This window comes from Lentimicrobiaceae bacterium (genome assembly GCA_028697555.1).
Classification (GTDB): Bacteria; Bacteroidota; Bacteroidia; order Bacteroidales; family UBA4417; genus UBA4417.
This window is the reverse complement of sequence record JAQVEX010000004.1, coordinates 45,045-60,651: the sequence shown is the minus strand read 5'-3', so window position 1 is coordinate 60,651 and position 15,607 is coordinate 45,045. Positions and strand designations below refer to the sequence as shown.

Here is a 15,607-nt window from a genome sequence, read left to right as displayed (position 1 = left end):
TATTACCATGCTGAAACTTTCTGAATATCAACAGTATGTCAATGAATATTTAAGCAGATTAGAGTATCCTGAGACTCCGCACAATTTGTACGAACCCATAAAATATACTATGGAGCAGGGCGGAAAGCGTTTACGTCCGACTCTTGTGCTTGCTACCTGCGAAGCTTTCGGTAAGGATTGGAAACATGCAATTTATCCGGCTATCGGTATGGAAATCTTCCATAATTTTACACTTATCCACGACGATATTATGGACAAAGCTCCTATCAGAAGAGGTGTAGAAACCGTTTACAAAAAATGGAACCCGAATATTGCAATACTTTCCGGCGATACCATGTTTGCGATAGCATCAAACTGCATGGTTAATGTTGATAGTGCTTACATTAAACCTGTTGTGGAAGTGTTTAACAAAACGGCTATCGAAATTTGCGAAGGACAGCAATTGGATTTGGATTTTGAAACCATGGAAAATGTAAGCATTGACGATTACATAAACATGATAAGACTCAAAACATCGGTGTTTTTGGGAGCTTGTATGTTAATTGGTGCAACCATAGCCGATGCCGACAAAAACGATTGCAACCTGCTTTATGATTTTGGAGTAAACTTGGGACTTGCTTTTCAGCTCAGAGACGACCTTTTGGATATATACAGCAACACATCGGTATTCGGTAAAATCAACGGAGGCGATATATTGAGTGCCAAAAAAACTTTTGTGTATCTGAAAGCATTGGAATTACTTGGCGAGGACAAAAAGTTATTGTCTGATATTTACATGAGCACTCAAATTGAAGATACAAAGAAAATCAAAAAGGTAACTCAAATATACAGCGATTTGGATATAAGATCCGTTACCGAAAAATTTATCGAGAAGTATTCGGAAAAAGCAATAAATCAGCTCCAAAATACATCATTAAGCAACGACAATAAAGAATTTTTTATTAATCTGACCAACGACCTTATCAGTCGTGAGTATTAATAATTAGTTGAAACACAAAAACATATAAGTTTCTTAATATTAACCTAAAAAATACTAGCATATGAAAAAAATTACATTTTTATCAATCATTGTAAGCCTTGTTGTGCTTATTAGTTCGTGTAGTACTGGAACCGACAAAGGCTCAATCGCAAAAATTACAAAACAAACTATTGAACAAACAATAGATAGTATTGCCGTATCTGCCGATGAGGCAACATTGCAACGAGCCAATATTGGAGTAAACCAATTGGCACAGCTGTGGACAAGCGAAGACGGAACCGAAAAGGAGTTTGCGGAATTTTGTAAAAAATACTTCGTCACAGACCCTGTAGAATTGGATAGTCTTTTCTACAGAATAGACCGCAATATGGAAGCCATTGTAGGTAATTTCAACAAAACCGATTTGTTTATAAAAGAACCTGTTCAGCTTTCCAATTACAAACCGCTTCCTGTAGATTTGCTCTTTTCAGAGTTCGACATATCGTCGCATTTGTTTTCCGACTTGTATCTAAACAAGATAGCTCACGTTTGTATTCTGAACTTTCCTAACTATTCATTAGAGCAAAAAAACACATTGGGAGAAAATTGGACAGCCAAGCAATGGGCTTACGCTCGTTTGGGCGATATGTTTACTTACCGAATTCCTTCGGAATTAAATCAGAATATTGCTAAAACCTATGCCAATGGCGATTTTTACATTTCAAACTACAACATTAATACGGGTTGCCTGATTAATGATAACAACGAAAAAATATTCGATCAAGGAAAAAGTCTTATTTCTCATTGGGGACTTCGCGATGAAATAAAAGCCAACTACGCCGATAGCGAAAACGGTTTTAACAGACAAGAAGCTATTTACGAAGTGATGAAACACATTGTTTATCAAACTATTCCGCAGAAAGTTATAAACAGTTCCGAATATATGTGGAATCCTTTCTCGAATAAAATTTATGTCGATGATGCCGAACAAACATTCACAGCCGAACCCGACACTCGATACATGCACCTTCTCAACAATTTTAAGGCATTATCGGCGGTAGATAAATACACTCCGACTTCTCCTACTTTTATTAGTCGTAATTTTGACAGAACTATGGAAATTTCTGTAGATGATGTCGAAGCACTCTTTAAATCTCTATTGTCTTCTGAGCAAGTTGCTAAGGTTGCAGCTATTATTAAGCAAGATTTAAAACGCGATTTGCGTCCTTACGATATTTGGTACGACGGCTTTAAAGAAAGAAGCAATATAGACCAAACTAAGCTTTCGGTAATTACTGAAACGAAATATCCCAATACTATAGCTTTTGAAAAGGATTTGCCGAATATTCTTGTAAAATTAGGATGGCAAAAAGATAGAGCTCAGGAAATAGCAAAACTTATAAAAGTCGATGCTGCTGTCGGTTCCGGACATGCTTGGGGTGCAGCTATGAAAAACGATTACGCACACCTAAGGACTCGTATTGCTGAAACGGGAATGGATTATAAAGGATATAATATTGCTATTCACGAGTTTGGTCATAATGTTGAGCAAACGTTAAGCATAAACGATGTGCCGTACTGGATGTTGTCAGGCGTTCCTAACAATGCCTTTACCGAAGCTGCAGCATTTTTGTTCCAAAACAGAGACCTTGAAATATTATTGGGTTCTAAAACTAAAGACGAATCGTCGGAACATAAAAATGCTTTGGATAATTTCTGGTCATGCTACGAAATTATGGGCGTTGCGCTTGTAGATATTGAAGTTTGGAAATGGCTTTACGATAATCCCAACGCCGACGAAAAACAGCTTAAAGAAACTGTCGTAAGAATTGCAAAAGACGTTTGGAACTCATACTACGCCGATGTTTTGGGAGGTAAAGACGAACCTATCTTGGGTATTTATTCGCATATGATTGATTATCCGCTTTATTTGTCTTACTACCCAATAGGGCACGTTATCGATTTTCAACTAAGTCAGCATTTTGTAGGTAAAGATTTTGCCAAAGAATTTGAAAGAATTTACACCCAAGGCAGACTTACTCCACAACAATGGATGAAAAAAGCAGTCGGTAATCAAATTTCTATTGAACCATTGCTAAATGCGGTAGATGCAGCGGTTGATGCAATTAGCAATTAGCAACCAGTGGTCTGTGGTTGGTGGTTGGTGGTTGGTGGTTGGTGGTCGGTGCAACATTTTCAGTTGCTTCGGTGTCTGAAGGTCGCTGAGTGCCGAAGGTGTATCGAAGCGCCGAAGACCGAAGCACTGAAAATGCTTATTTCTTAAATTAAAGCTTTGATTAGGCTAAAATGTTTCAAATAAACTGTTTTGTCTCTATCTTTTTTATGTTCTTTTGTCTTGACACAAAAGAACCAAAAAGTCAAGGCTGACATTTCTTTTCTGAATTACGTTCTCATGAATCCTAAGTTCGTGCGGGTGATTTCCGAGCAAGCTCGGAACTTCCCGTTCTCACTAAGGATTCATTTCGAACTTCATTCAGAAGAAATGTATGCCGTCCTTTTAAAGCAAAGTTTTTGGCTATTGATATTTTTTTCTATGATAGATTATCTATACGAAAAGAGTGAAGTTCGTTTATTACACGGCAGTTTAACAAAATTATTGAAACTCGTAACCCGTCCCGAAACTTCGGGACAACCCGCACCACGCATCACCCATCACCCATCACCCATCACCCATCACCAATCACCGAATGCAAACGTCAACAAAACCGGATTATGGTCTGATGAGGCAAACTCTTTATTAACACCGGTTACAGACAATAATTTTAAATTTGGCGAAAGCAAATAATAGTCGATTATTGTTGTGGCTGTTTCGCCTTTTGTATAAGGAATTATAACTCTTCTGTTTGTTGGAGTGTATGGGTCGTATGACCAAGTCCAGTCGGGAAGGTAGTCTGATGGGATATCTAATTTATTTATACTGTCGAAGACGTCATCAGTATATTTATAATTGAAGTTGGGCGGACACTGGTTCCAGTCGCCACCAACGACAATATAATTACCTTTCTGATATTCGGAAGTCAAAAATGTTTTAAGGTAATCCATTTCTTGCTTTCTCATGCTGCCATCGTCGTAAGCAGAATTATGCGTATTTATAATCAGCAATTGCTTGCCATTGCTGAGATCGTATCTGTTTACTAAAAAACAACGATTTAACATAGCCAAATTTTTAGGGAATCCATAACTGCTTGGAAACGAGTAACGGACAGAGCTTGTAGGAGTGATTGAGCTTAAGGTCAGCAAGCCGCTTTTTACACTTCCCATAGGACTTTTTACAGGTACGGGTACAAATCTAACGTTGTAATTAAGGGCGAAACTGCTACAGCGGTCAGGGAAATTGACACAAAACTCATTCATCTGATTAGTTTTATAACTCCTTTTCGATTTTTCATCAACTTCTTGCAAAAGAATAAAGTCTGCGGAGTTACCCAACTCATGCACGGTTTGCAAAATATTATTAAAGTTAAGCTCCGATTGTTCTTTTGTCGGACGCACCTTTTTGCCACCATCGTAAAAGAAATCCATGCTTTGGTCTAAACCGGCATAACCGATATTCCATATCATAACGTTAAAAATGCGGCTGCTATCAACTGTTATGGTGTCGCCATCGGATATATACAAGGTTTCTTGCTCGCTTGGTTTGTATTTGGTAACACTTAAATACAGCAACAAAGAGGCGAAAGCCACAATTGCAATAATAATTATGGCTAAGAAAATTTTTAATACTAATTTCACAACTTTAATTATTAATTTTTATATATGTAGTTTTGTTGTTTTGGAATAATCATTCGTTTCCCCAAAAAGACAATTGGTCTAAATTAATTTTTACTACTTGTATATTTGCGTTGGTATTTTTAATTGCGTCTTTTTCCCAAACATTAACGTGGTCTTTGTTTAGTCTGCCTGTGAATTTAGCCCAATAAATAACAACCAAAAAATCGGAGTTATCGTTTACAGTTATTTTGGTTGGGTTACCTTCTAAGTCGCATAATCCAGCGTTAATATCATTAAATTTAACTAAATCGTTTATCTGATACGTTTTGTTTTTATCCAGTTCTAAAATTGCACTAAAAGCATGTGCATTGCATTCGTTGGTGTCGCGGTAAATGATATTATCTAAGTTTTTATTAAATATTAAAGCTTCGGGTACGCTTCCACCTGCAAAAAACAACTGATTTTGAAAGCTTTCGATATTTTTAGTTGTAAACACATTATCCGAAGTCATTTTTATCTTTCGCATGTATTTGCGTAAAGACTCTGTGGTTTCAACTTTTGGCTCGTGCATTCCCGCATACATCATGTATAATTTTTGGGTACAACTGTTTGTTAGCAACAAGACTAACATTAGGCAAAATATTGTAATCTTAGATTTCATAGCTAAATATTTGTTATATGTTTTACTACAAAGTTAATATAACGCTATTATTTTGCAAATAATTAATATTATTTTTCAGTTATGTGATTGTAAAACATCTAAGACCCCCATTACCTGTACCAATCCCGCTTGGTTTCTACTTTGCTCAGCCACCGCAGGATTGCTAATTGTTCATTGCTAATTGCATGACAACCCGCACCACGTACCCCGCAACCCGTCCCGAAACTTCGGGACAAATAGCCAACAGCCAATAGCCAACGGCTAATAGCCAATATTAACCAAAAAACACTACTTTTGCACCAATTAAACACTATGAAATTCACTTTAAATAAAACATCGCAGGACAGCAAAGCCAGAGCCGGTACTATTGTTACCGACAACGGAATTATTGAAACTCCTATTTTTATGCCTGTCGGCACGGTTGGCAGTGTTAAAGGTGTTCATATTCAAGATGTTAAGGAAGATGTCGGAGCTCAAATAATTTTGGGCAATACTTACCATTTATATCTTCGTTCGGGAACTGAAATAATTCGGAAAGCCGGCGGAATACAAAAGTTTAATGCTTGGAACAAGCCAATGCTGACCGATAGCGGAGGTTATCAGGTTTATTCGTTGAGTCAAACTCGCAAAATCACTCCCGAAGGAGTAACTTTTCAATCGCATATAGACGGTTCTAGGCACTTTTTTTCGCCGGAGAAAGTTATTGAAATTCAAAGAATTATTGGAGCCGATATAATTATGGCTTTCGACGAATGTGCTCCGTTCCCTTGCGACTACGATTATGCGAAAAAATCCTTGGATTTAACTCATAGTTGGTTACAAAGATGCGTAAATCATTTTAAATCGACTGAACCTATTTACAATCACAGGCAATTTTTGTTTCCTATAGTGCAGGGAAGTGTTTACAAAGACCTACGCAGGCAGTCGGCTGAGGTTATCAGCAGCTACGAGGCATCGGGCAATGCCATTGGCGGACTTTCAGTCGGCGAACCTGTTGAAATAATGTACGAACTCACCGATTTGGTTACGGATATATTGCCGCATGACAAACCCCGATACCTTATGGGTGTAGGTACTCCCGAAAACATTTTGGAATCCATTTCGCTTGGAGTTGATATGTTCGACTGCGTAATGCCTACCCGAAACGGCAGAAACGGAATGATTTTCACATCGGAAGGGATAATAAATTTGAAAAATCAAAAATGGGAAGATGATTTCTCGCCATTAGACGAAAACGGAACTTCGTACGTCGATAAAACCTACACTAAAGCGTATGTGCGACATCTTTTCAAATCTAACGAAATGCTAGGACCTATGATTGCCAGCAATCATAACTTGGCTTTTTATTTGTGGTTGGTCAAAGAGGCACGCAAACACATAATTGATGGGGATTTTGAAACTTGGAAAAGAAATATTTTGCCAAAATTAACCAACAGATTGTAAAATATATATATTTGCTTTATCGCGATAATCTGTTCTTTTATGAATAATATTTTACTAAATCTTTTTTCGTCTTCGTATTTTCAGGGCGAATGCCTTATTGCAGGGCAATTGGGCAAGACTTTTATTTTTTCAGCCATAATTGCTCTGATTGCAGGCGTTGTGGTCAGTTTGAAAAGCAATAAGGACAACGAAAGCAACTTAAAAAGTGCAGCGGCGTTTTATTGGTTTCACTTGGTTTTTCTTTTTGGAGCCGTTTTGGTTTTCTACTACATAATACTAACTCACAAGTTTGAGTATTCTTACGTTTGGCGTTACACTTCAAAAGACACTCCTTTGAGTTTGCTTATATCAAGTTTTTGGGCAGGTCAGGAAGGCTCGTTTTTGTTTTGGGCTTTTGTGCAAGCTATAGTTGGAGCGGTATTGTTGCTGACAGCCAAAGAGTTGAAAAGAACCGTAATGATGGTTTTTTCGATAGTGCAAATATTGCTTATCAGCATGATGTTAGGCATTGATGTTAAGGGTTTTGTGATAGGTGTAAGTCCTTTCCAATTATTACGCGAAGTTCCCGAAAACTTAAAATTGGAATTTTTTCATCAAGCCGATTATCTCTCCAAAATTACAGACGGCAACGGTTTAAATCCTTTATTGCAAAATGTTTGGATGATAGTGCACCCGCCGGTGCTTTTCGTGGGATATGCCGTAAGTCTTGTGCCATACAGTTACGCCTTGGCTTCACTCGTTGAAAAAGATTATAAAACATGGCTAAAACCCACAAGAGCTTGGACAAGATATTCACTTGTTGTTTTAGGTCTGGGTATAATTTTGGGAGGCAGATGGGCTTACGAGTCATTGACTTTTGGTGGCTTTTGGGCTTGGGATCCTGTCGAAAATGCATCTTTGGTTCCTTGGCTTTTACTTCTTGCATCAATGCACATGTTGGCTCTTACCGACAAGAAAAAACGACTGCATACACTTTCATATTTGTTAGTGTTTTTGAGTTATTTTTTCATAATCTACGCTACTTACCTTACCCGAAGCGGAGTTTTGGGACAAACGTCGGTGCATAGTTTTGGTGTCAATGTACTTTCGCCGCAAATGGTAGTGCTGTGTTTGCTTGCCTTGCTTATACCTGTTGGTTTTTTGGTGGTAAGACTAAAAACAATTCCCAATCAGGACGTAAAAGACAAGATATTGTCGCGCGAATTTTGGCTGATTATTGGCGTGGTTTTCATTTTAGTTTCGGCATTCCAAATTATTCTAACAACATCGCTGCCTGTAATAAACAATGTCTTTAATATAAACTATGCTCCGCCTGTCAATCCTGTGCAGTACTACAATCAATGGCAGTTGCCTTTAGTCTGCGTAATATTTTTCTGCATATTTATTAGCGTTTCGCTAAAATACGGCAAAAATGATTTCAAAGCCAAGTACAAAAGTCTATTGTTGCAGGTAGTAATTTCGCTTGTGGTAACTTTAATTATTTTTATCTTTTTACCAAACAAAAACCTTGGCTACTTAGCTTTAATGTTTTTTTCGGTGTTGATTTGTGTTGGCGGAATATACAAACTCGCATTGCGTTATTCTTTTAAAAAATTAGGAGCAAATATTTCGCATATAGGAACGGGAATTTTTATGTTGGGTGTTATTATTGCTTTCGGGCAGTCGAAAATAATGCATCAAACTGATGTTAACAACGATAATTCGGGAATTTTATTAACCAAAGGCAAGGATGTAAACATTGGGAATTATATTATTAACTACAGCGAAAGCCACACAGAGCGTGACGAAACCTTTTATCGCATAGATTTTAAGAAATCGGGTAAAAGCAAATCGTTTTCTTTGTATCCTTCGGTTAATGCCAATCCAACCTTTGGATCTGTTTACAATCCCGATGTAAAGCATTTTTTGACAAGCGATATTTACACATACATTTTACAGTATTCGCAAAATGCTGATGGCGAAAAGTATGACAAACTCTTGGAAGTTGAAAAAGGAATAGGCGATACCGTGATATTCGACAATACTAAGTTCGTAATTAATGATATCAATGTTAAGTACGACGGCAAAGACATTGACAATCTTTCAATATGTGCCGTAATGAGTGCTCAAAACGACAGTACATACACGATAAATCCTTGTTTTAACATTGTAGGCGGCATTGTGCAGCGTGTAGATTCGGAAATTAGCGGAACCGACACTTTTGTCAGGTTCGAGAATGTTGCAGATAAATCGACGGATATAGTTTTGGGTTTTTACAAAAAAACTTCGCCGTACATTTTGGTAAAAATGCTCAAATTTCCATTTATTATTTTGGTTTGGTCGGGCGTTACGCTTTTATTCGCGGGCGTAATTCTTTCAGGAATAAAAAAACGTAATCATGAAGTATAATATATCAATAATAGGCAGCGGCAATGTAGCGTGGCATTTGATAAATGTTTTCAAGAAAAACAATATTAATGTCATAGGTTTTTGGGCAAGAAACGATGTCGCATCAGCCGAAATTCAACAACAATTTGATGTTCACAGGTTTAACAGCATGCAAGAAGTCAAAACCAAAAGCAATATTGTGATAATGGCAATAAACGACGATGCTATCAGTGTTATGTCTTCTGAGTTTGCCGATTTTGAAGGCATTTTGGCTCATACTTCGGGCTCTGTCAGCATTGATTCTTTGTCCGATAAAATAAAAAGACCTGCTGTATTTTATCCATTGCAAACCTTCACCAAAGGCAAAGAAGTCGATTTTAAGGAAGTGCTGATTTTTATTGAAACCAAAAACGAAGAAGACCAAAACTTATTGCAAAGTCTTGGTAAACAAATCTCCGATAAGGTCTATAAAGCTAGTTCTGAGCAGCGTTTGTTCCTTCATATTTCGGCAGTTTTTGCCGGAAATTATTCCAACTTTATGTACATTATTGCCGAAGATATTTTAAAACGAAACAATCTGCCGTTTGATGCGCTGCATCCATTGATAAAAGGAGTAGTTGAAAAAACAATCAAGTCCAATGCCTACGATTCAATGACAGGACCAGCCAGAAGGCACGATGTTAAGACCATACAGCTACACAAAAAAACTTTATCAGAACAGTACGAACAGTACGCAAACATCTACAAAATATTGGCTGACGAAATCGGCAAACTTTACGCATAGAAACAGCATTACTTCGGTTATTTATTTGTATCTTTGCATTGTAAAAATAATTATGAGTAAAAAATCGACATGCTAAATTATCGCGAAAGATTAAAAAATATAACCACTTTTATTTTCGATTACGACGGAGTTTTAGGAGGCAACATAGTTGCTATGTTAGATTCGGGTGTGGTAATTCGTTACTCCAACGTAAAGGATGGCTACGCACTTCAATTGGCTGTAAAGGAAAATTACCGAATTGCAATTATTTCGGGCGGCTACTCCGAATCGGTTACAAAGCGAATGGAACTCTTAGGTATTACTGATGTTTATCTTAATTCAAAAAACAAGATGTCGGTGTATAAGGAGTTCGTAGAAAAATATAATTTGAAGCACGAAGAAATATTATACATGGGCGACGACATTCCCGATATAGAAGTTATGCGTTGCGTTGGTATTGCTGCTTGTCCCGCCGATGCCAGCGACGAAATTAAAGAAATTTCAAACTATATTTCGCCAAAAAACGGAGGCGAAGGCTGCGTTAGAGATATCATTCAGCAAGTGCTTAAAGTGCAAGGCAAGTGGGGAACCGAAAATTCAATTAATTGGTAATTTTTTCGCTGATGATATTTGACAAGATAAAAAATTACAGATTGTTGTTGGCTTCAAAGTCGCAAAGGCGTATAGACCTGTTTAAGCAAACGGGTCTTGATTTTACAGTTGTTGATATAAATGCCGACGAAAGTTTTCCGCGAGACCTGCATGTGTCAGAAGTGCCTTTGCATATTTGTCAGAAAAAATCTCACGCATACGATACTTCCAAACTCAAGGACAATAATATACTTGTAACGGCTGATACGGTAGTTGTATTTGGCGATAGTATTTTAAACAAACCACACGACGAGGTGGAAGCCAAAAAAATGCTCTCCATTCTGAGCGACAAATCGCATAAGGTATATACCGGAGTTTGCATCAGAAACAATAAGTTTCAATCTGTTTTCGTTGAAGAAACAACAGTTACATTCGGCAATTTGTCGGAAGGCGATATCGATTTTTATGTAAAAAACTACAAACCTTTCGACAAGGCTGGTGCTTACGGCATTCAAGAATGGATTGGACTTGTAGGAGTTGAACGTATTGAAGGATGTTACTACAACATAGTTGGTTTTCCTATGCATACGTTCTGCAAACAGTTAATTAAATTTATAGAAAGAAACACAGAAAATGAATAATAAACCATTAATATTAGTTACAAACGACGATGGAATTTTTGCCAAGGGCTTACGAACTCTTATAGATTGCGTAAAGGATTTCGGCGAGATACTTGTTTTAGCACCGGATAAGCCGCAATCGGCTATGGGGCATGCTGTTACAATTATTAATCCGTTGTTTATCAGAAAAATATCTTCTTCCGAAAATTATAGAGAGTACAGTTGTAACGGAACACCTGCCGATTGTGTTAAACTTGCATACAGGGCGGTTTTAAATCGCAAACCGGATCTTATTGTTTCGGGCATCAACCACGGAGCAAATTCGTCTTTGAACGTTTCGTATTCAGGTACTATGGCTGCTGCTATTGAAGGAGCTATGTCCGATATTCCTGCGGTTGGGTTTTCGCTATGCGATTATATGCCTGATGCAAACTTCGACCATTGCATAGATGCCGTTAAATCCATAGTTGCCAATGTGTTGGAAGAAAAACTGCCGTCTCGCGTGGCACTCAATGTCAATATACCTGCGGCATCTTGCGGAAAGATTAAAGGCGTTAAGGTTACCCGACAAGCCAAAGCTTATTGGGACGAAAGATTTGACAAAAGAACCGATCCACACGGCAGAGAGTACTATTGGCTTACAGGCGATTTTATTAATATTGATGAAGATGACGACAACGATTTGGTAGCACTTGATAATTCGTATATATCAATAGTGCCGGTGCAGTTAGACCTTACTGCGCACGAAACCATAAAAGAAATAGGAAAATGGAAATTTGAATACTAATCATGAGTTTTTTTAAGAAAATAATAAAAAATGATAACCTGCAAACAGGAATGACATTAGGTTTGACAGTTTTTGCCGTTACTTCTGTTATACTACTTGTAATATATTACACGGCAGCCTTTTTTTATACGCAAACCTACAGCGTTCACCTTTTGAAAGTGCTTTTAATTGCATGTGTTCCAAACCTGATTATTATGCGTAACATGTTTATTATCAGCAAAAAAGAACAGATTGGAAAGGGCGTGCTGATAGTAAGTTTTGTTATAATTTTTGTGGTGGTATTATTGCATCAAATAATGATAAAATAAAAAATTGATTCTATGCATTAAAGCGTTGTAATCAAAACGAATAGAATATGAAATATTACATAATAGCGGGCGAAGCATCGGGAGATTTGCATGCTGCAAGATTGATTAAAGCTATCAGTCAGGGCGACAACAATGCAGAATTCAGATGTTGGGGTGGCGACAAAATGCAAAGCGAAGGTGCACATGTAGTCAAGCACTACAAAGACCTCGCGTTCATGGGTTTTGTCGAAGTGCTTGCTAATATTTCAGAAATTTTGAAAAACATAAAGTTTTGCAAGTCGGATATTATGGAATGGCAACCCGATGCTGTTATTCTTGTTGATTATCCGGGATTTAACATGCGTATTGCAAAATTTGCAAAAAGCAAAAACTTTAAGGTCTATTATTATATTTCTCCGCAAGTTTGGGCATGGAAAAAGTATCGCGTGCATAAAGTTAACAAATACACCGACTTAGCTTTTGTTATTTTGCCTTTTGAAACCGATTTTTACGCAAAATACGGATATACGGCTCATTACGTCGGAAATCCGTTAGTCGATTCGCTTGTTGATGTTAATCAAGAGACGAAAGACGCGTTTATTAAGCAATACAATTTGTCGCCAAAGCCTGTTATTGCTCTTATTCCTGGTAGTCGTGTGCAAGAAATAAAAAAAGTGTTGCCTATTATGATGCAAATGGTTGATAAGTTTCCTGAGTATCAGTCTGTTATATCAAAAATGAAAAATATTGACGAAAAAGTTTATCAAGATGTTGTAAAAACGTACGACAATGTAAAACTTGTAGAAAGTCCAATATCCAATATTTTATCCGTAGCAAGTGCGGCGCTTGTAACCAGCGGGACTGCAACCTTAGAAACGGCTTTGTACAACGTACCGCAAGTAGTCTGTTACAAGACAAGTGCGGCATCTTTTTTTATAGCCAAAAAAATAGTCGATGTTAAATTTATCTCGTTGGTAAACCTGATAATGGATAAGCAAGTCGTTAAAGAGTTGATACAAAACGATTTGAATTCGGAAAATTTATATCATCACTTAAATCTTATTTTGAACGATGAAACGACTATAAATAAAATGAAAGACGACTATAAAGTTTTGAAAAATAAAGTTGGCGAAAAAGGCGTAGCCGACAGAGCCGCCGACCTTATATTGAACAATTTGTTAAATCATTAATGATAAAAACATGAAACTAAAAGAAATAATTCAACTGCTTGAATCTAAATCGCCGTTAGATTATCAGGAATCGTTTGATAATAGCGGTTTGCAGATAGGCGATGTAAATCAGGAGATAAATGGAGCATTAATTTGTTTCGATGTTACCAATCAGATTGTTGAACAATGTATAAGCAAAAACTTTAATCTGATTATTTCGCATCACCCTTTGTTTTTCAAGGGAATAAAACAAATAAATCAGCAAAGCAACGAAGGCAAAATGATTAGTCGGCTTATAAAGCACGACATTGCCGTGTATTCAATGCATACTTCTATCGATAATCAGATATACGGAGTTAACGGTCTTTTGGCTCAGTTGTTAGGTGTAAAGCCCGAATCCGTTTTGCAACCGGTTGAAGATTCCTTGCTGAAACTATCGGTATTTTGTCCCGAAAGTCATGCAGCCAAAGTCAGAGAAGCAATTTTTGAATCGGGAGCCGGATATATAGGAAATTACGACAGTTGCAGTTTCAACACGCAAGGAATAGGCACTTACCGAGCCAACGAAAATGCAAATCCTTTTGCGGGCGAAATCAACAAGTTGCATAGCGAAAACGAAGTTAAAATAGAAGTCATTCTGCCAAAACATTTAAAAAATGCTGTTGTGGCTAACATGATAAAACATCATCCTTACGAAGAAGTTGCATACGATTTGTATCCGATTGTCAATGTAAATTCTCAAATTGGTTCGGGAGTGATTGGTAAATTACCCAAGCCGATTAAATTGTTCGATTTTTTCGATATAATTAAAACAAAATTAAATCTCAAAATTATTCGACACAATTCTGAAACTAATCATTTAGTGCAAAGAATTGCCATGTGCGGCGGTTCGGGAGCGTTTTTAATACCGCAGGCAATGCGACTTAAAGCCGATGTTTTTTTGTCGGGCGATATTAAATATCACGACTTTTTTACCGATAACGATAAGCTTATAGTCGCCGATATCGGACATTTTGAAAGTGAACAATTTATAACAAATTGGATATTTAACTTGATAAAAGAAAAATTTCATAATTTTGCAACCGAAATTACAAGTATAAATTCAAATCCGGTTAAATACCACTAAATATAAATCAAATCTTATGGCAAAGACTACAGACAAAAAAGATACAAAGAAAGTTGTAAAGAAAACTACGACAACTAATAAAGCAAAAAAAGAAGAAACTAAAACAACAAAAACAACCAAAGCAACCAAAGCAACTAAGGCAGCTAAAGCAACCGAAGAAACCAAAGTTAAAACTAAAGACGTTCCTGAAGTTGTTGAAAAAGAAGTTGTAGAAGTTGTTGAAAAGGTGGACGAACAGCAAGAAGTTGAACTTACAGTTAAAGAAAATTTATCCGCTTTGTACAAGTTGCAACGAGTTGATTCTAAAATAGATAAAATTCAAATCATAAAAGGTGAGCTTCCTTTGGAAGTACAAGATTTGGAAGATGAAGTTGAAGGGTTGAGCACTCGTATCGAAAATTATATTCACGAAATTGATACCTGCGAAAAGGAAATCAAAAGCAAAAAGAACGATACTAAGGAAAGGTTTGTTTTGGTTAAAAGGTACGAGGAGCAGCTAAACAATGTTAGAAACAACCGTGAGTACGATGCTCTTCAAAAAGAAATTGAATTTCAGGGTTTGGAAGTACAACTCAACGATAAGAAAATAAAAGAGTTTGAAGCAAAAATCGCTTCCAATAAAGATGCCATAGAAAAATTCCAGTCGCAACTTGGAGAACTGCAAAGCGAACTTGAAATTAAACAAACCGAACTCAAAGATATTGTTGCAGAAACTGAAATAGAAGAAAAAGAACTTAGAGAAATTTCGGAAAAGCAAAAAGCTAAAATAGATGAGCGCTTGGTTTTTGCATACCAACGCATCAGAAATGCAGCTCGCAACGGATTGGCTGTAGTACCTGTCGAAAGAAACTCCTGCGGTGGTTGTTTTAGCACCATTCCACCACAAAGACAGTTAGATATCCGCTCGCACAAAAAAATTATCGTATGCGAATTTTGCGGACGTATCCTTATCGATAGCGAGCTTGTTGGGGAAATAGACGAGTAGTGTTGCGTGGTGCGGGTTGCGTGGTACGTGTTGGCTTTTAGCCATTAGCCGTTAGCCATTAACCATTAGCCATTAGCCGTTATCTGTTGACTAAATACAGCTAATAGCTAAGAGCTAA

The 15,607-nt window shown here is 37.1% G+C and carries 14 protein-coding genes; 12 read left to right on the top strand and 2 right to left on the bottom strand.

Features of this window, described 5'->3' with window-relative positions:
- Positions 1 to 7 precede the first annotated feature (7 nt).
- Together PHP31_01220 and PHP31_01215 are read left to right on the top strand one after the other, a co-directional pair.
- Entirely contained in the window at positions 8 to 979 is a 972-nt protein-coding gene (locus PHP31_01220) for a polyprenyl synthetase family protein (GenBank protein ID MDD3737901.1), read from the top strand.
- A 61-nt stretch (positions 980 to 1,040) separates the two neighbouring features.
- Positions 1,041 to 3,095 carry a hypothetical protein gene (locus PHP31_01215; GenBank protein ID MDD3737900.1) on the top strand — a complete coding sequence of 685 codons (2,055 nt, stop codon included), beginning with the start codon at positions 1,041 to 1,043 and terminating at the stop codon, positions 3,093 to 3,095.
- A gap of 557 nt (positions 3,096 to 3,652) precedes the next feature.
- Here the strand turns inward: PHP31_01215 and PHP31_01210 are convergent.
- Positions 3,653 to 4,711, bottom strand: coding sequence for a hypothetical protein (locus PHP31_01210; GenBank protein MDD3737899.1), 1,059 nt, complete (start codon positions 4,709 to 4,711; stop codon positions 3,653 to 3,655).
- A 49-nt stretch (positions 4,712 to 4,760) separates the two neighbouring features.
- On the bottom strand, positions 4,761 to 5,351 hold the full coding sequence (locus tag PHP31_01205; GenBank protein MDD3737898.1) for a hypothetical protein: 591 nt from the start codon (positions 5,349 to 5,351) through the stop codon (positions 4,761 to 4,763).
- Positions 5,352 to 5,663: 312 nt separating this feature from the next.
- On the opposite strand from PHP31_01205, the gene tgt reads away from it, so the two are divergent.
- From tgt to PHP31_01155, 10 genes are all read left to right on the top strand, one after another.
- Positions 5,664 to 6,794 (top strand): tRNA guanosine(34) transglycosylase Tgt, encoded by a 1,131-nt coding sequence (gene tgt, locus PHP31_01200; GenBank protein MDD3737897.1) that lies wholly within the window; start codon positions 5,664 to 5,666, stop codon positions 6,792 to 6,794.
- A 39-nt stretch (positions 6,795 to 6,833) separates the two neighbouring features.
- Positions 6,834 to 9,182 (top strand): cytochrome c biogenesis protein CcsA, encoded by a 2,349-nt coding sequence (gene ccsA, locus PHP31_01195; GenBank protein MDD3737896.1) that lies wholly within the window; start codon positions 6,834 to 6,836, stop codon positions 9,180 to 9,182.
- Complete coding sequence (locus PHP31_01190; GenBank protein MDD3737895.1) at positions 9,172 to 9,945, top strand: DUF2520 domain-containing protein; 774 nt, start codon at positions 9,172 to 9,174, stop codon at positions 9,943 to 9,945. Before ccsA ends, PHP31_01190 begins: the two co-directional genes overlap by 11 nt.
- Positions 9,946 to 10,014: 69 nt before the next feature.
- Positions 10,015 to 10,536, top strand: coding sequence for an HAD-IA family hydrolase (locus tag PHP31_01185; protein ID MDD3737894.1), 522 nt, complete (start codon positions 10,015 to 10,017; stop codon positions 10,534 to 10,536).
- 11 nt (positions 10,537 to 10,547) lie between these two features.
- Complete coding sequence (locus PHP31_01180) at positions 10,548 to 11,156, top strand: Maf family nucleotide pyrophosphatase (protein MDD3737893.1); 609 nt, start codon at positions 10,548 to 10,550, stop codon at positions 11,154 to 11,156.
- The gene (gene surE, locus PHP31_01175; protein MDD3737892.1) at positions 11,149 to 11,922 is read left to right on the top strand and encodes a 5'/3'-nucleotidase SurE; all 774 of its coding nucleotides are present in this window, start codon (positions 11,149 to 11,151) and stop codon (positions 11,920 to 11,922) included. The genes PHP31_01180 and surE overlap by 8 nt, the downstream gene beginning before the upstream one ends.
- Before the next feature lie 2 nt (positions 11,923 to 11,924).
- On the top strand, positions 11,925 to 12,230 hold the full coding sequence (locus PHP31_01170; GenBank protein ID MDD3737891.1) for a hypothetical protein: 306 nt from the start codon (positions 11,925 to 11,927) through the stop codon (positions 12,228 to 12,230).
- Between the two features lie 47 nt (positions 12,231 to 12,277).
- On the top strand, positions 12,278 to 13,399 hold the full coding sequence (gene lpxB / locus PHP31_01165) for a lipid-A-disaccharide synthase (GenBank protein MDD3737890.1): 1,122 nt from the start codon (positions 12,278 to 12,280) through the stop codon (positions 13,397 to 13,399).
- 10 nt (positions 13,400 to 13,409) lie between these two features.
- Entirely contained in the window at positions 13,410 to 14,504 is a 1,095-nt protein-coding gene (locus PHP31_01160; GenBank protein MDD3737889.1) for a Nif3-like dinuclear metal center hexameric protein, read from the top strand.
- Positions 14,505 to 14,520: 16 nt separating this feature from the next.
- The gene (locus PHP31_01155) at positions 14,521 to 15,489 is read left to right on the top strand and encodes a C4-type zinc ribbon domain-containing protein (protein MDD3737888.1); all 969 of its coding nucleotides are present in this window, start codon (positions 14,521 to 14,523) and stop codon (positions 15,487 to 15,489) included.
- Positions 15,490 to 15,607 lie beyond the last annotated feature (118 nt).